Here is a 17859-nt window from a genome sequence, read left to right as displayed (position 1 = left end):
AAAACTTGAACGGCGTTCAAGGTAGCAGGTGAGCCGACCCGGTAGCCAACGAGCCAACACCGTTTACGGTGGAGGTATGGAGAAGACCAGAACTCTCGTCCTCATGCGACACGGCAAATCCGGGTATCCCGAGGGCACTCCGGACCACGAGCGCCCCCTCGCGCCGCGCGGTCGACGAGAAGCCGGTCTCGCCGGGACCTGGATCACCGAGCACGTCGGCGTCGTCGACGCGGTGCTCTGCTCCACGGCCCAACGCACCCGCGAAACCCTCACAGCCACCGGCCTCGGCGGGGCTGCCCGTTTCGAGAAAAAGATCTACGGCGGGTCGGCCGACGAGATCATCGAGGAGATTCTGCTGACGGACTCCGAGGTGAGCACACTGCTCGTCGTCGGGCACGAACCCGGAATACCCTGGACCGCCTTGGAATTGGCCGAGGACGACGACTCGGAACTGGCCCGAACCATCCGGCATCGATTCCCCACATCGGCACTCGCCGTGCTGACCACCGACCGCGACTGGGCGGACCTGGTGGCGGGCACCGCCACCATCACAGACTTCTGCATCCCCCGCGCAGAAAGCTAGCTCAGCTGCGGACCTTCGCGACGACGAAGCCGACGACGCCCAGAGCGATGAGTAGCAGCAGCGCAGTTCCGAACCCGGCGAGCCACCACACGACCGCGAAGACGACCAGCGCCGGCGCTGCCGCGATCAATGCGATGCCCGGGTTCTCCCGGACGGTTTCGAGTGCCGTCTGCGCGTGCACTCTGTCGAGCTTCTTGCCAGCCATCGCCAACCTCCATCAGTCCGGTATGTCTATTTCTCCACAGTAGCTCGCAACGCCATCGAAAGATCGATCAGCGCGGCGTCGGACTCGAACAGTGCATCACGGTCGTAGGTGGACGTCGAGGCCAGAATCTCGTCGGCGCCGGTGCGCTGGATCAGCTCGACTACTCGGTCGGCGACCTGATCCGGTGTGCCGTGCAACCCTGTCGCGATCGATTTCTCGACGCGCTCGCGCATCCTGGCCGGTGCCGCGTCGAGGTCGATATCCCGCGGCGAGGTCAAGGGCGGGAACTCCCCCGTCTGCCTCGACTGCGCCATCGCCCAGGCCTCCGGCAGCACCAACTCGCGGGCACGTTCTTCTGTCCGAGCGACCGTGATGTCCAGGGAGACGATGACGGTGGGGTGCGGGTTCTGCTCGGTCGATCGGAAGTCGCGACGGTACTGCTCGAGCGCGGCCCCGTCACCCTGCAGGATCGGACCGCCGACCACCACTGGCAGGCCGGCTTTCGCTGCGATTTCGAGACCCTGCCCGGTCGCGAGAACGAACATCGGCGGCTGCGTTGTCCATTCAGGCGGAACTGCCGGCCGCACGGTCACCGGGCCGGTGCCGGTCAGGTAGCTGAGTAGTTCATCGATGTCCTCGGCGAAGGCGTCGGGTTCTTCTCGGCCCGAACGCAAGGCCTTGCGAACAGGCTCGGTGAATCCGAGCGAACGCCCCAGTCCGACGTCGACGCGTCCGCGGTAGAGCGCTTCGAGCATCGCGAACTGCTCGGCCACGACGAACGGCTGATGGTTGGGCAGCATCACTCCGCCGGACCCGATTCGGATGCGGGAGGTTCTCGCGCCGATCGCGGCCAGCAGCACCGGCGGCGAGCCGCTCGCGATACCTGGAACGCCGTGATGTTCGGCCACCCAGAAGCGGTGGTAGCCCAACATTTCCGCGTGGGCTGCCCGCTCGATCGTGGCCGTCAGCGCAGCCGCGTCCGGAAGTCCGATACGGGTGCGGGAGCGATCGAGGATGGAGAGAAGCACCCTTGCCACAACCTCGATTGTGAGACGCATATTTCTTGGGTTCGAGGACCGGAACTGTCCGCAATCGACGAGATAGTTGTTCTACACCGACCTGAGGAGAACAGCATGGACATGAAACTCGAGCTCGTCATGATTCCCGTCTCGGACGTGGACCGCGCGAAAGACTTCTACACCGGCATCGGATTCGTTGCCGACCACGACGCCTGCCCTTCCGAGGACATCCGCTACGTCCAACTGACGCCTCCGGGTTCGGCGTGCTCGATCGCCATCGGCAAGGGCATCACCAAGGCAGTGCCCGGCAGCGTCGAGGGGATGCTCGTCGTCGTCGACAATGTCGACGAAGCCCGCGACCACCTGGTCGCAGCAGGCTTGGACATCGCTCCCGTCGAAGACCTCGGTTGGGGCAAGTTCGTGTTCTTCAGCGATCCCGACGGCAACGAGTGGGCCGTCCAAGAACTGCCCAAGCCCTAGAGCAGGAGGGCGGCGCGGAGGCCGCGGTGATCCGAACCCGGCAGGTCGACGGTACCCACCTCGGTCACGGCGGCCCCGCGCACGAGGATGTGGTCGATCGCGATGAGCGGCGGAATCCGCATGTCGGCGTGGTAGGTCGCGAGATGGCCGGCGCCCACCTCGATTGCCGCGTCTCGGTACGAGCCCGTCAGCAAGTTTCGGTAGAGCTTGTGATCGAAAGTCGCGTTGAAGTCACCGCCGACGATGACGGGGCCGTCCTCGGCTGGAATTTTCGCGAGCATCTGCCGGATCGACGCCAACTCCCGTACCCACCCCTGCGGTGATCGCGGCCACGGCGGGACCGGATGAAGCGCGAAGACCAACGGCGTCGGTCCACCCGGCACCTCGACCCGGGCCGAGAGCTGTTCGGCCGCATAGCCGTCGTGACGCATCACATCGTCGAGCGGATGCTGCGAATAGATGCCCGACCCTTCGCCGCCGCCCGCCAGACTGACGAACGAGTACGGCAGATGCTCGGCCAGGCCGGCGGCGAGGAGCCTCTCGTGCGCGCTCGGCGTCAACTCGACGACAGTGAGAACGTCCGGGCGGTGACGCTCCAGCAGTGCGACGATGGCGTCGGCGTCGGCTCCGCCGAGCAGAATGTTCGCGTGCAGCACGGTGAAGGGCGTGCCCAGCGTGTTTGTGTCCCGGACCGATTCCTTCGCCCGGAACCGTCGCGCGACGAGCGGCCACTGCGTCCACGCTGCCGCCGCCATGACGGCCAGGCCGAGGAGCGCCCCCACCCAACCCACTCCGATCGTGAGCAGCACCGTGCCGGGCACGGAAGCCCACATGGGGGTGCGGGCCAATGCACCGGCCACCAGCACGCTCTGGCGCGTCGAGTCGACGAGGTGGACCGCGATGGCGAGGATCGCGGCCGTCACGAAAACCGCACCTATAACGATGTACATCACGGTGATTCTGTCACCCCCACCTGTGGAGGGCCTGGGAGGTTTCACTGTTTCAGTGACGCTCGGTCGCTTTTCCTCGGTCGGGTAAGGAACAATGACGATCGAGTCGGGTTCGAGCGCAGGGGATATACACAACGTGAAACGTAGGAAACTGCTTCAACTGGCGGCTGCGGGTCTGGTCGGTCTGACCGTTCCTCCGCTTGCGACGGCCGGGCGCGCGGGAGCGTTGCCCATCGGCGTCGACTCCATCCGATTACTGGTACCGGAATTATGGGCCGACCCGCCGCGCCCGCCCGATCACACCCCCGTCATCGTCATCGGTTCGGGCTTCGGCGCCAGCGCTGCCGCGCTTCGTCTCGCACAGGCAGGTACCGACGTCACCGTCCTCGAACGCGGCCTACGCTGGCCGCGCGATCCTCGGCGTGAGATCTTCACCGCCGATATGACCGCCGACGGTCGTGGTCTCTGGCGACAGACCTCCTTCACCAACATCACCGGCCTTCCCGTCGGACCGGTCGATTACTTCGGCGGGGTACTCGATACGACCCGCTACGAGAATCTGTCCGTGTGGCGAGCGGCCGCCGTCGGTGGTGGCTCGGTTGTCTACACCGGCGTCACCATCGCCCCCGATCGCCGCTACTTCGACCTCTCGTTCGGTGGCCGACTCGGTTACGACGAGATGGAACGCACCTGGTACCCGAAGGCGCGCTCGATGCTGCTGCCGTCGATCATGCCCGCGGACATCTACAACAGTCCGAGCTTCACGCACTCACGCGTCTGGGACGACCACGCCCGCCGCGCTGGTTTCACGCCCGAGCCCGTGGACGGCAACTGGAACTGGAATGTCGTGCGTGACGAGATATCTGGGCACTCGCGACCGTCGGCGACCGTCGGCGCCAGCACCTTCGGCAACTCCAACGGCGCCAAGCACGACCTCACCCAGAACTACATCCCACAGGCGGAGGCCACCGGTCGCGCGCGTGTGTGCCACAGCCACGAGGTCGCCTCCATCGGCACCGAATCCTCGGGCCGCTACCGCGTCGAGGTTCGACGGCTCTCCCCCGAGGGCGAGGTGCTCGAAATCCGTACTCTGACATGCGACAAGCTCGTACTCGGCGCCGGATCGATCGGCACCACCGAACTCCTCATGCGCGCTCAGGCCACGGGAGCTCTCGCCAATCTCAACGAGTTCGTCGGTCGGGGCTGGGGCACCAACGGTGATGCCACGATGACCCGCTCCCTCGGCCCGATCGCGGCCGTCTCGCAGGCGTCGCCGTGCGCTTCGCGAATCACCGACGAGACCAATCTGCCACTGACAGTGGAGAACTGGTACGTTCCGGGAGTGCCCACGGACCTCGGCTTCCTCGCCTCTCTGGGGATGACCATCGACCCACTGCGCGCGGACTTCCGGTTCGACACCGCCACCGACTCCATGTCACTCTCCTGGCCCAAGGGCGGCAGCCGCGACACCGTCGAATCGCTGCGTGCAGTGAACAACAGGATGGCGCAGGCAGGTCGCACCGTCGTCTCGGCGGAGCCGTTCACCCGCGATGTGGACGACACGTTCACCGCCCACCCCCTGGGCGGTGCAGTGCTCGGCGACGTCACCGACTCCTACGGACGCGTCCAAGGACACCCCGGCCTCTACGTCGTGGACGGAGCGCTCATCCCCGGGAGCACGGGTGCGGCGAACCCGTCGTTGACCATCACCGCCCTCGCGGAACGCAACATCGCAAGAATCATCGCCGACGGAGAGTAGAGAATCGATCTCGATGACCACCGTGTATGTGTGGACCGTGAGTCTGCTGCTCTTCGTCAACGAACTGATGATCCTGACGGCACTCGCATTCGCCGGGTATCGACTCAGCGGCCGCGGCACCGTCGGCTGGGTGGTTGCGGTGCTCGCCGTTCTCGCGGCCGCGACGCTGTGGGGGCTCTTCGCCGCGCCGAAGGCAACGTTCGACATCCCGGCCATGGTGTGGGTGGTGAAGCTCGGACTCTACGGAGGTGCCACCGTGCTCCTCGCCGTCGCGGGTGCGCGCACGTCCATCGTGGTGGGCTTCGCCGTGTTCTCGGTAGTCATCAATGCCCTCGCACTGATTCCACCGGTGAGCACCGCGACGCTGTAGTTCCGGGACCCTACTGAGATGAGAAAAGCCCCGCACCCTCGAAAGAGGTTGCGGGGCTTTCCAATGTGAGTGGAAGTACATAGCGGGCCATGTACTTCCACTCACATGCGACGAAGTCGCCTAGCGGTATTCGTTGGAGAAACCGTAGTCGTCGAGCGGCACTGCGGCACCGGTGTTGGCTCCGAAGCCATCCGGGCTGTAGTACTGATCGTCGTAGGACGGCACCGCGTATGCCGCGGCACGTGCCTCCTCGGTGGGCTGCACCTGGATGTTCCGGTACCGGTTGATGCCGGTACCAGCCGGGATGAGCTTACCGATGATGACGTTCTCCTTGAGACCGATGAGCTTGTCCGAGCGGGTGTTGATCGCCGCATCGGTGAGCACACGAGTGGTCTCCTGGAAGGACGCTGCCGACAGCCACGAATCGGTCGCCAGCGACGCCTTGGTGATACCCATCAGGACCGGACGTCCGGCTGCGGGCTCGCCGCCCTCGGACACCACGCGGCGGTTGGACGCCTCGAACTCGCTGCGCTCGGTCAGTGAACCGGGCAGGAACTCGGTGGAGCCGGAGTCGATGATCGTCACACGACGGAGCATCTGGCGCACGATCGTCTCGATGTGCTTGTCGTGAATCGACACACCCTGACTGCGGTACACCTCCTGGACCTCGTTGACCAGGTGGATCTGAACCTGGCGAGGACCCATCACACGTAGAACCTCGTGCGGATCGGCAGCACCTTCCATCAGCTGCTGGCCGACCTCGACGTGGTCACCGTCCGCCAGCAGGCGCTCGGTGCCGTCGTCGTGCTTGAACACGCGCAGACGCTGACGCTTGGAGAGCTTGTCGTAGACAACCTCTTCGCCGCCGTCGTCCGGGACGATGGTGATCTTGTAGAAACGATCGCCGTCCTCGAGCTGGATGCGTCCCGACACGTCCGCGATCGGAGCCTTGCCCTTCGGCACGCGTGCCTCGAACAGTTCCTGGACGCGAGGCAGACCACCGGTGATGTCATCTCCGGCGACACCACCCTGGTGGAAGGTACGCATGGTCAGCTGGGTGCCGGGCTCACCGATGGACTGTGCGGCGACGATACCGACGGCCTCACCGATATCGACGAGCTTGCCGGTTGCCATCGAGCGGCCGTAGCAGGTGGCGCAGACGCCGGTGCCGGTGGTGCAGGTGAGCACGGAGCGCACCTTGACCGACGTGATGCCCGCTTCGAGCAGCGCGTCGATGGCCGGATCGCCGAGGTCGTGTCCACGAGCGACGATGACCTTGCCGTCCGCGTCGACCGCATCGCTCGCCAATGTGCGGGCGTACGTGCTGGTCTCGACGTGAGCGTCACGAATCATCGTGCCGTCGGCCAGCTTCTCCGCGATGGTCGTGTTGATGCCGCGCTCGGTGCCACAGTCGGTTTCCCGAACGATGACATCCTGCGAGACGTCGACGAGACGACGCGTCAGGTAGCCCGAGTCGGCGGTACGAAGCGCCGTGTCGGCCAGACCCTTACGAGCACCGTGCGTGTTGATGAAGTACTCGAGGACCGTCAGGCCTTCCTTGAAGGAAGACTTGATCGGACGCGGGATGAACTCACCCTTCGGGTTGGTCACCAGGCCCTTCATACCGGCGAGCGACCGCACCTGCGTCATGTTTCCGGCGGCACCGGACTTCACGATCATCGGGATGGGGTTGTCGTCGGGGAAGTGCGCCTCCATGGCCTTACCGACCTGCTCGGTCGCGTCCTGCCAGATCTTGACCAGTGCAGAATTGCGCTCGACCTTGTCGAGGGCGCCACGCTGGTACTTCTTCTCGATCTGATCGGCCTGAGCCTCGAACGTCTCCATGATCTGCGGCTTCTCCGGCGGCACGAGCACGTCGGAGATCGAGATGGTGACACCCGAACGCGTGGCCCAGTAGAAGCCGGCGTCCTTGAGCTTGTCGACGGTCTGCGCGACGACGATCATCGGGTAACGCTCGGCGAGATCGTTGATGATGGTCGCCTGACGCTTCTTCGGCATCTGCTCGTTGACGAACGGGTAGTCCGCCGGGAGCAGCTCGTTGAAGAGAACGCGTCCCAGAGTGGTTTCCGCGATCCAGGCCTCGCCGCGACGCCAACCCTCGGGGAACCGCTCGGTCTCGATGTCGCGCGGCGGACGCTGGTGCGTCAGCCGAACCTTGATCAGTGACTGCACCGTGAGCGATCCACGGTCGACAGCCATCTGAGCCTCGGCCGGGCTGGAGTACGCACCGAACTCGGCCACGTCGGTCTTGGCATCGGCACGTTCACCGATGGCACCGTCGTCGAGACGCGTCAGGTGGAACAGGCCCGTGACCATGTCCAGACGCGGCATGGCGAGCGGACGACCCGAGGCAGGCGAGAGGATGTTGTTCGAGGACAGCATCAGGATGCGAGCCTCGGCCTGAGCCTCGGCGGACAGCGGAAGGTGGACAGCCATCTGGTCACCGTCGAAGTCGGCGTTGAACGCCTCACAGACGAGCGGGTGCAGCTGGATGGCCTTGCCCTCGACGAGCTGTGGCTCGAACGCCTGGATGCCCAACCGGTGCAGGGTAGGTGCACGGTTCAGCAGCACAGGGTGCTCGGCGATGACCTCTTCGAGAACGTCCCACACCTGCGGACGCTGACGCTCGACCATGCGCTTGGCCGACTTGATGTTCTGCGCGTGGTTCAGATCGACCAGACGCTTCATCACGAACGGCTTGAACAGCTCGAGAGCCATCAGCTTCGGCAGACCACACTGGTGCAGCTTGAGCTGAGGACCGACGACGATCACCGAACGGCCCGAGTAGTCCACGCGCTTACCGAGCAGGTTCTGACGGAAACGACCCTGCTTGCCCTTGAGCAGATCCGACAGCGACTTCAGCGGACGGTTACCCGGTCCGGTGACCGGACGTCCACGACGGCCGTTGTCGAACAGTGCGTCGACCGACTCCTGCAGCATCCGCTTCTCGTTGTTGACGATGATCTCGGGCGCGCCGAGGTCGATCAGTCGCTTGAGGCGGTTGTTGCGGTTGATGACACGGCGGTACAGGTCGTTGAGGTCGGACGTCGCGAAACGTCCACCGTCGAGCTGCACCATCGGACGAAGCTCCGGCGGGATGACCGGAACGGCGTCGAGAACCATGCCCATCGGCGAGTTGCGCCCGGCCTGGAATGCTGCCACGACCTTCAGACGCTTGAGCGCACGAAGCTTCTTCTGGCCCTTGCCGCTACGAATGGTCTCGCGCAACGACTCGGCCTCGGCGTCGACGTCGAAGGTCTGCATGAGCTTCTGGATCGACTCGGCACCCATGGCGCCGGTGAAGTACTCGCCGTAGCGGTCGATGAGCTCGCGGTAGATGAGCTCGTCGACGATGAGCTGCTTCGGCGTCAGCTTCGTGAAGGTGGTCCAGATCTCCTCGAGACGATCCAGTTCACGCTGCGCGCGGTCACGGAGCTGACGCATCTCGCGCTCGCCACCATCCTTGACCTTGCGGCGCACATCGGACTTCGCGCCCTCGGCTTCGAGCTCGGCGATGTCGGCTTCGAGCTTCTGCGCGCGGGCCTCGAGGTCGGCGTCGCGCTGATCTGCGACGGCCTTCTTCTCGACCTCCATCTCGGCCTCGAGCGTCGAGAGCTCGTTGTGGCGGAGCTCGTCGTCGACCGTGGTGATGACGTAGGCGGCGAAGTAGATGATCTTCTCGAGATCCTTCGGTGCCAGGTCGAGCAGGTAGCCCAGGCGCGACGGAACGCCCTTGAAGTACCAGATGTGCGTGACGGGTGCGGCCAGTTCGATGTGGCCCATGCGCTCACGGCGAACCTTGGCGCGGGTGACCTCGACGCCACAGCGCTCGCAGATGATGCCCTTGAAGCGGACACGCTTGTACTTACCGCAGTAGCACTCCCAGTCCCGGGTGGGGCCGAAGATCTTCTCGCAGAAGAGGCCGTCCTTCTCGGGCTTGAGCGTGCGGTAGTTGATGGTCTCCGGCTTCTTGACCTCGCCGTAGGACCACTGACGGATGTCGTCCGCAGTGGCAAGGCCAATGCGAAGTTCATCGAAGAAGTTGACGTCGAGCACGTAACTTCCTTTCCCCGTTTATGGGTGTTGTGCTGGAAGAGCAAATGAGAAAAACGCCTGCCGGACCTGCGCTGAGCAGGTCCGGCAGACCGAGAACTACTGCGCTAGGTCGTCGACGGTCGCAGCTTCGTTGCGGGAGAGGTTGATACCCAGGTTGGCTGCGGCGCGCTCGAGATCCTCGTCGTCACCGTCGGCCATCGTGATGGCAGCACCGTCCGAGGACAGCACCTCCACGTTGAGGCACAGCGACTGGAGCTCCTTGAGGAGCACCTTGAAGGACTCGGGGATACCGGGCTCCGGGATGTTCTCGCCCTTGACGATGGCTTCGTACACCTTCACGCGTCCGACGACATCGTCGGACTTGATGGTGAGAAGCTCCTGCAGCGTGTATGCGGCGCCGTACGCCTGCATTGCCCAGCACTCCATCTCACCGAAGCGCTGACCACCGAACTGAGCCTTACCACCGAGGGGCTGCTGCGTGATCATCGAGTACGGCCCGGTCGAACGCGCGTGGATCTTGTCGTCGACCAAGTGGTGCAGCTTGATGATGTACATGTAGCCCACCGACACCGGGTACGGGAACGGCTCGCCGGAACGACCGTCGTACAAGGTGGCCTTTCCGTCGGAGCCGACCATCTGCTCGCCGTCGCGGTTGGGGATGGTGCTGCCGAGCAGGCCGGTCAGCTGATTCTCCTTGGCGCCGTCGAACACCGGGGTGGCGATGTTGCTGTCCGCCGGTGCCGAGAGCATCTCCTCCGGCAGACGCTCGGCCCAATCGGGCCTCGTGCCGTCCGCCGCGATCTGCACGTTCCAGCCGGTCTTGCCGATCCACCCGAGGTGAGTCTCCAAGATCTGACCGATATTCATACGACGCGGAACACCGTGGGTGTTCAGGATGATGTCGATCGGGGTGCCGTCGGGCAGGAACGGCATGTCCTCCTGCGGGAGGATCTTGCCGATGACGCCCTTGTTGCCGTGGCGTCCGGCCAGCTTGTCGCCGTCCTGAATCTTGCGCTTCTGGGCGACGTAGACACGAACGAGCTCGTTGACGCCGGGAGGCAGATCGTCGTCGTCCTCGCGTGAGAACACGCGGATGCCGATGACCTTCCCGCTCTCGCCGTGCGGCACCTTCAGCGACGTGTCACGAACCTCACGCGCCTTCTCACCGAAGATGGCGCGCAGCAGGCGCTCCTCGGGGGTCAGCTCGGTCTCGCCCTTGGGCGTGACCTTTCCGACCAGCACGTCGCCGTCACGAACCTCGGCACCGATACGGATGATGCCGCGCTCGTCGAGGTCCGCGAGGACCTCGTCGGAGACGTTCGGGATGTCACGGGTGATTTCCTCGGCACCGAGCTTGGTGTCGCGGGCATCGATCTCGTGCTCCTCGATGTGGATCGAGGTGAGCACGTCCTCTTCCACGAGGCGCTGCGACAGAATGATCGCGTCCTCGTAGTTGTGGCCCTCCCACGGCATGATCGCCACGAGCAGGTTCTTGCCCAGTGCCATCTCACCGTCTTCGGTGCAGGGACCATCGGCGAGGACCTGACCGGTCTCGACGCGCTGCCCCTCGTCCACGATCGGACGCTGGTTGGCGCAGGTGCCCTGGTTCGAGCGGGCGAACTTGCGCATCCGGTACGTCTTGCGGCTGCCGTCGTCGGCCATGACCGTGACGTAGTCCGCGGAGACCTCTTCGACGACGCCCGTCTTCTCACTGATGACGACGTCACCGGCGTCGACAGCGGCACGCAGTTCCATGCCGGTACCGACGAGCGGGGACTCGCTCCGCACCAGCGGAACGGCCTGACGCTGCATGTTGGCACCCATGAGTGCACGGTTTGCATCGTCGTGCTCGAGGAACGGAATCATCGCGGTTGCGACGGACACCATCTGGCGAGGCGAGACATCCATGTAGTCGATGTCGGAGGACGAGACGAACTCGACCTCGCCACCCTTACGACGGACGAGAATCTTGTCCTCGGTGAAGCGGCCGCTGTCGTCGATGAGCGCGTTCGCCTGTGCGAGCGTGTGGCGATCCTCTTCGTCTGCCGTGAGGTAGCTGACATCGTCGGTGACCTTGCCATCGACGACCTTGCGGTACGGAGTCTCGATGAAGCCGAACGGGTTGACCCGCGCATACACCGACAGCGAACCGATCAGGCCGATGTTCGGGCCCTCAGGGGTCTCGATGGGGCACATACGTCCGTAGTGGGACGGGTGCACGTCGCGGACCTCGAGGCCGGCGCGCTCACGAGAGAGACCACCCGGTCCAAGAGCCGACAGACGACGCTTGTGCGTCAGACCCGACAGCGGGTTGTTCTGGTCCATGAACTGCGACAGCTGGGAGGTTCCGAAGAACTCCTTGATCGCCGCGACGACGGGACGGATGTTGATCAGGGTCTGCGGCGTGATGGCCTCGACGTCCTGAGTGGTCATACGTTCGCGAACGACGCGCTCCATGCGGGACAGGCCCACGCGGATCTGGTTCTGGATCAGTTCGCCCACCGTGCGGAGACGACGATTGCCGAAGTGGTCGATGTCGTCGACCTCGACGGGAACCTCGACGCCACCGGGAGCCGTCATCGACGTGTCACCGCCGTGCAGACGCACCAGGTACTCGATGGTGGCGACGATGTCTTCCTCGGTCAGGGTCGACGCCACGATGGGCTGACCCGAGTTGAGGCCGAGCTTCTTGTTGATCTTGTAGCGACCCACGCGAGCGAGGTCGTAGCGCTTGTCCTTGAAGAACAGGTTCTCCAGAAGAGTCTGCGCGCTCTCCTTCGTGGGCGGCTCGCCCGGACGCAACTTGCGGTAGATGTCGAGAAGCGCCTCGTCGGTTCCGGCGGTGTTGTCCTTCTCGAGGGTGGCCATGAGGATCTCGGAGAAGCCGAAGCGTTCCGTGATCTGCTCGGTGGTCCAGCCGAGAGCCTTGAGCAGCACCGTGACGGGCTGGCGACGCTTGCGGTCGATACGAACACCGACCGTGTCGCGCTTGTCGACGTCGAACTCGAGCCAGGCACCGCGACCGGGGATGACCTTGACGCTGTGCAGGTCCTTCTCCGTCGTCTTGTCGACCGAGTGGTCGAAGTAGACGCCGGGGGAACGGACGAGCTGCGAGACGACGACGCGCTCGGTTCCGTTGATGATGAAGGTGCCCTTGCCGGTCATCATGGGGAAATCGCCCATGAAGACCGTCTGGCTCTTGATCTCACCGGTGTTGTTATTGATGAATTCGGCCGTGACGAACAGCGGAGCCGCGTACGTCATGTCCTTGTCTTTGCACTCGTCCATCGAGGCCTTGACCTCGTCGAACCGTGGATCGGAGAAAGACAACGACATCGAGCCCGAGAAATCCTCGATGGGAGATAGCTCGGTCAGGATGTCCTCGAGACCACCGGAGACACTGCTGTCTCCGCGTGCGGCGGCACGGTCGCGCCAACTCTGCGCACCTACCAGCCATTCGAAAGAATCCGTTTGTACATCGAGGAGACCGGGTACCTCCAACGGCTCGCGAATATTCGCGAACGAAACCCTCCTCGGGGCTCCCGGTGTTCCGACAACTGCCTTGGTCTGGCTAGAGACTGCCAAGATGCGTCCTTCCAGCACCTCACGCGGGCCGCTCGTGCAGTGCGACCGCCGCTGTATCTGCTTGCTTTATGTGGGGCGAATTCGCTGGTCGCGACCAGACCGAATCCCCACTGCAACATCGGCAAAGCAAACGCTTTACAGACAAGCAATCGAGAGGTGGACAGGAGGCAGCCAGCGCAACGTCCAAAGGTACCCCAAACGCGCACACAGTGCAACAGGGGCATCAAAAGTAGCACCCGAGATCAGGACCGGCGTGGCCATGAGAGCGGCGTGTCGCGGGCCCAGCGACCGGTGCATTCCGATCGCCGCGGGGTGCTTTCGAGACAAGAGTGACCCCTGCACGCGCGCGCGTCAAGAGGAAAGGGCCGAACAGTGCGAACTCGCTCGGCCTTTCGAAGCGGGGCGTAGCCGGAGAACTCCCCCGGCTACGACCCGTGAGCAGGGCTACTCGGCCTCGCGCCACCGTGTCGCTTCGGCCAACTCGAAGCCGTACCGGTCGGCCAGTACACCGAGCCGCTCGACATTGGCGGTGTCGAGCGCAGTGCCGATACTGCGCAGATCGAACTCGCCGGACAACGACAGCAACATCGTCTCGGCGAAGCATGCGTACGTCAGACCCGGTGCAAGACCGAAATCCAGACCGAAATCCGAGCCGGCAGGCAGCCGCACGATGCCGCCGTCGAACACCGTGACATCGGGTCGTATCCGTCCGACATCGTGCGGGATGTTCGGCGGTTGCGCGACATCGCAGACGATCGCGTTCGGCGCGAGGTCCGCGGCGTCGATCAACGCGTGCGGAGCCGAGGTGGCCGCGATCACGATGTGCGCGCGAGCCACCCCCGCGGCCGGATCGTCGAAGAACTCGAGGTGGCCCGCCGCGACCAAGTCGTCGACGGACCCGCCCGCCGCGGCAGCAGCCAAACCACCGCGGCCACCGCGAGCTGCGGCCGCGATCTCTCCCGCCGCATCCCACAGCTTGGGCGCGATCTGCCCCTGCTCGCCTGGACGTCCGACGAGAGTCACGCTGCCCACATCGGGAGCCAACGCGCGTGCGATGGTCCGCCCGATCGCCCCAGCCGCACCGAGTACGGTCAGCCGGATATCGCTCAGGTCGATGCCACGCTCCGCGCACACACGTCGCACCGCGCGAATACTTGCTGCCGCGGTGAACGAGTTACCCGTCGTCAGCACTCCGGCCATCTCCCCCAGCGCCAGTCCGTTGGTGGTGACCACCGACGAGTAGCCGCCGAGACCGACGACCGTCGCGCCTCGTTCGAAGGCGAGATTTGCCGCCGCTGCCACGGCAGCAACCGCAGCGTCGGCGGGCAACTTCAACAGAGCCTTCGAGGTGAACGGAATGCCGATGAGGTTGCCGTGGGCGGCGCCGTGGTGCGCTGTCACGATGCGTCCGCTGCCTATGACGAACGGTGACGGATTCAACTCCGAGGTGGCCGATGCGAACCGGTCCAGTAGTTCCGCGCGCTCGCTGTGCGAGAAATCGACCAGCGAACTGTCGAATGCCTCGAACACCTCGAGATTCAATGGATGCGCGATGAAGCCGAACCTGTTGTCGCCTGTCATCGCGGGGACGGCAGGCAGCCGCCGACCCACGTTCGACACCTGCATCGGTGCCTGCGCCGGCGCCCTGCCGACCAGGTGCCCGACGAGACCGCTGAGATCACCCGCGGCCACGAAGGCCAAGGCCCGGTCCAGGGCTGCGACGAGTCGCCCGCATTCCGAATCCGTCACCGTCAGTGGCGGTTCCACCCGCAGCACACGCGCCCCGAACAGGGTCGGTGCGATGCGAATGCCCTCCACCCGAGACAGATACGAGGACAGCATCACCGCGAGGTTCTGCTGATCGGCTATCGATCCCAGCAGCCCCTGACGGCCGAGGAAATTGATGTCGTCGGTGACCTCCACCCCCAGGAGCAGACCGCGGCCACGTACATCGGTGACGACGGAGGGGTACTTCAGTGCCAGCTTCTGCAGCTCGAACTTCAGAACCTCGCCGACCTCCCTCACCCTCGTCACCAACGCCTGACCGTGTGCGGTGAGTTCGTCGACGACAGCGATACCCACACGTGCGGTGAGCGCATTTCCGGCGAACGTGGACGTGTGCCGGAGCGCGAAACTCTCGGTTACGAGCTCGGGCTTGCAGAGCACCGCACCACTGGGAAGTACCCCGCCCCCCAACGCCTTTGCGAGCGCCAGAATATCCGGCACGACCCCCTCGTGATCGCACGCGAAGAGCTGTCCGGTTCGTCCCAATCCTGTCTGCACCTCGTCGACGGCCATGAGAACGCCGTGCCGCGAGCAGATCTCGCGCACCCGTGTCAGATAGCCCTCGGGCGGGGTCACGACGCCACCCTCGCCCTGAATGGGCTCGACGACGAAGACCGCGAAGCGTTCACCCGACGCGCGGAGCGTCTCCTCCAAGGCGTCGCTGTCACCGAACTCGATGGTGTCGAATCCGTCGACCGGCGCCCCGAAGCCGACCTGGTACCTGTTGTTCCCGGTGGCCGACAGCGCACCCAGCGTTTTTCCGTGAAAACTGTTGCGCGTACTGAGAATTCCGAGCCTGCCGGTCGCGGCGCGCGCAATCTTGAACACGACTTCCATCGCCTCTGCGCCGCTGTTGACATACGTCACCCTGCCCAAACCTGGCGGAGCGACTGCCACCAATTTCTCCGCGAGTTCACCAGCAGGATGCAGCACGGAAGGCTGCACGAAAATGGCTTCTCGCCGCTCGCGCACAGCGTCGATCGCACGCCACACGCACTGTGGATCGTGACCGAACGGCAGTGCGCCGTAGGCCCCCGCAAAGTCGAGATGCGTTCGCCCGAACGTGTCGTACAGCTCGGTGCCTCGGCCGGATACGTATTCGATATCGAGATCGACTGCCTCGAGCAGTCGAAACAGTTCAGGATTGACCCTCTCCGCATATCCCCTGCGGCCAGGAGCAAACCGGGTGGAAGGTCTTCCGATGGTTGTGTCGGTCATCAGTACTCCGTGTCGTCGCGAAACCGCCTCCGGCCACGCGAGGAGGCCCGGAGGCGATCTCGCGCAACCAGAGCTCGCCCCACATCGGGACGCATGCGCGATCGTAATTGCCCCTCGTGCTTCGTTCCGGACGCAAAAGATTCGGGGCTCACGTCGACATCGACAATTTCGGACTTTCAGCCCGCTTCGAGCGTCGACCGACAGGACTACTTCAACTCGGTTGCCGACACGACCCATCGACCGTCGAGGGTCTCCATGTTGACCACGATCGGGAACATGACGCTGTCGTACGCCACCCCGGCGCGCGTGGAGCTGACGTTCATGTTCGCGAGCAGCTCGGCCCGATCGGACTCCAGCCTGACCAGACCGATATCCATCACATCGACCTCGGTGGCCGTCTGCGTCTGCTCAGCGCCCGACTTGATCGCGTCGAGGAACTGATTGGTCTCCTCCTGCAGATCCGGGCCCATGAATGCACGAGCCGACTCCAGGTCCTCGTCGATGGTCTCCCAGTTGTAGCGATACAGAGCCGTCAAACCCTCCGACGCCGCCCTCGTCACCTCCGAGGACGCACCCTGATCGACCCACGCCATGTTGTCGACCTCGGTGCCCGGCTTCACCGCAGCCACCGCAGCGAACGCCACCAGGACGACAGCGACCGCGCCGACGACAATCGCCGGCACCCAGTTCGTCCGCCCCGAAGTGGCCGGCTCAGAAGCGGTCGGCTCAGAAGCGGCCGGGCCGGACACGGCTTTGGTGTCGGCGGCGGTGTCGGCGGTGTCGGTGTCGGCGGCGGCGGCGGCGGTGTCGGTGTCGGTGGCGGTGTCGGCGGCGGTGTCCCGGGCCGGCTCGGACTTCGTGAGGTCCGGAGTCTCGACGGCGCCCGGGACCTGCGTGGCCTCGGGCTTGCGTCCCGAGCCCGCAACCTTCTTCCGCGCCTTGCTCGTGGTGGTGGGGGGAACGATTTTGCGACGCTGTGGTGGCACTGGAAGGACAACTCCTCGATTACGTCTACTGCGAAAAACTCTGATGCAAGACCCGACGGACTCCGACAATGGAAAACGCTTTTACGGACCGGCGGGAGTCTCGGGCTCGGAAACCTCGGGCTCGGTGGCGTCACCCGGTGGCGGCGAATCGGAACCGGCCTCCGGATCGACCGCATTCGGGTCGGCCGTCGGGTTGAGCGGAACCGGGTTGCCGACGGGCGCCGCCCGCGATGCCTTCCATGTCCCGTCGACGTCCTGCATGCCGACCTCCATGACCAGTCTCTGACGAGACGGATCGAAGCCGTCACGCGTCGTGGTGGTTGCCACTACGACCACAGCTTCGGCAGTGCCGTCGTCTGCGGAGAGCTCGGTGAGGGCGCCGGTCAACAGTTCTGACGTCGTCTTGGCCGACAGATCGCGTTGATCCTCGGTGAACGAGGTGCGCATGTCCTCGATGAACTGGTTCATCTCCTCGCCCGTCACGGACGTCAGAATCGTGTCGAACGATTCGTCGAGATTCGCCGAGTCCAGCGTCGTCATGTTCAGAACAGCTTGCTGTGCCCCCGTCAGAGCCGAATCCCGCGTCTGCGCCATCTGACGATCATCGATCGCATCCTTCCACCCGATGCCGAACCACACACTCGCGGCCAACGCGAGCACCGCCACGATGGACGCCACGATCAATACTGGCTTTGCCTTGTTCTTCGGCCCGGTGTTCTCCGGCCCGGAGCCCGACGCAGTCGAATCTCGGACCTCGGTGTTTGACATCACACAACCAACCTTACCCTCCGGTAACACGTACTCGATCCCGCGGATGCGACCGCTGACACCACCCGATGACG

General features: G+C 64.6%; 12 protein-coding genes. 4 read left to right on the top strand and 8 right to left on the bottom strand.

Going from position 1 to position 17859, the window contains the following annotated elements; genetic code table 11:
* Nucleotides 1–76 precede the first annotated feature (76 nt).
* On the top strand, nt 77–583 hold the full coding sequence (locus J1M86_RS07440; RefSeq protein ID WP_206509383.1) for a histidine phosphatase family protein: 507 nt from the start codon (nt 77–79) through the stop codon (nt 581–583).
* A gap of 1 nt (nt 584) precedes the next feature.
* Here the strand turns inward: J1M86_RS07440 and J1M86_RS07435 are convergent, their stop codons facing one another.
* Entirely contained in the window at nt 585–788 is a 204-nt protein-coding gene (locus J1M86_RS07435) for a hypothetical protein (protein ID WP_075837621.1), read from the bottom strand.
* A gap of 26 nt (nt 789–814) precedes the next feature.
* Complete coding sequence (locus J1M86_RS07430; protein ID WP_206509974.1) at nt 815–1816, bottom strand: MsnO8 family LLM class oxidoreductase; 1002 nt, start codon at nt 1814–1816, stop codon at nt 815–817.
* A gap of 105 nt (nt 1817–1921) precedes the next feature.
* Between J1M86_RS07430 and J1M86_RS07425 the strand changes: the two genes are divergently transcribed.
* A complete protein-coding gene (locus J1M86_RS07425; RefSeq protein ID WP_206509382.1) occupies nt 1922–2287 on the top strand; it encodes a VOC family protein in 366 nt (121 codons plus the stop codon).
* Here J1M86_RS07425 and J1M86_RS07420 read toward each other — a convergent pair.
* Entirely contained in the window at nt 2284–3237 is a 954-nt protein-coding gene (locus J1M86_RS07420) for an endonuclease/exonuclease/phosphatase family protein (RefSeq protein WP_206509380.1), read from the bottom strand. The two genes, J1M86_RS07425 and J1M86_RS07420, sit on opposite strands and share 4 nt — an antisense overlap.
* Nucleotides 3238–3373: 136 nt before the next feature.
* On the opposite strand from J1M86_RS07420, the gene J1M86_RS07415 reads away from it, so the two are divergent.
* Nucleotides 3374–4996: a GMC oxidoreductase gene (locus J1M86_RS07415; protein WP_307786559.1), complete on the top strand. Its 1623-nt coding sequence runs from the start codon at nt 3374–3376 to the stop codon at nt 4994–4996.
* 13 nt (nt 4997–5009) lie between these two features.
* The gene (locus J1M86_RS07410) at nt 5010–5366 is read left to right on the top strand and encodes a DUF2568 domain-containing protein (RefSeq protein WP_206509378.1); all 357 of its coding nucleotides are present in this window, start codon (nt 5010–5012) and stop codon (nt 5364–5366) included.
* A gap of 120 nt (nt 5367–5486) precedes the next feature.
* Here the strand turns inward: J1M86_RS07410 and J1M86_RS07405 are convergent, their stop codons facing one another.
* The 5 genes from J1M86_RS07405 to J1M86_RS07385 form a co-directional block, all read right to left on the bottom strand.
* Nucleotides 5487–9443: a DNA-directed RNA polymerase subunit beta' gene (locus tag J1M86_RS07405; protein ID WP_206509377.1), complete on the bottom strand. Its 3957-nt coding sequence runs from the start codon at nt 9441–9443 to the stop codon at nt 5487–5489.
* A 96-nt stretch (nt 9444–9539) separates the two neighbouring features.
* Entirely contained in the window at nt 9540–13046 is a 3507-nt protein-coding gene (locus J1M86_RS07400) for a DNA-directed RNA polymerase subunit beta (protein ID WP_206509376.1), read from the bottom strand.
* Between the two features lie 426 nt (nt 13047–13472).
* Entirely contained in the window at nt 13473–16031 is a 2559-nt protein-coding gene (locus tag J1M86_RS07395; protein WP_206509375.1) for an aminotransferase class III-fold pyridoxal phosphate-dependent enzyme, read from the bottom strand.
* Nucleotides 16032–16237: 206 nt separating this feature from the next.
* A complete protein-coding gene (locus J1M86_RS07390) occupies nt 16238–17017 on the bottom strand; it encodes a hypothetical protein (RefSeq protein WP_206509374.1) in 780 nt (259 codons plus the stop codon).
* Nucleotides 17018–17098: 81 nt separating this feature from the next.
* The gene (locus J1M86_RS07385) at nt 17099–17788 is read right to left on the bottom strand and encodes a hypothetical protein (protein WP_206509373.1); all 690 of its coding nucleotides are present in this window, start codon (nt 17786–17788) and stop codon (nt 17099–17101) included.
* Between the last annotated feature and the right edge of the window lie 71 nt (nt 17789–17859).

This window comes from Rhodococcus sp. KRD197 (genome assembly GCF_017168235.1).
GTDB lineage: Bacteria > Actinomycetota > Actinomycetes > Mycobacteriales > Mycobacteriaceae > Rhodococcoides.
This window is presented reverse-complemented; position numbering and strand designations above follow the sequence as displayed.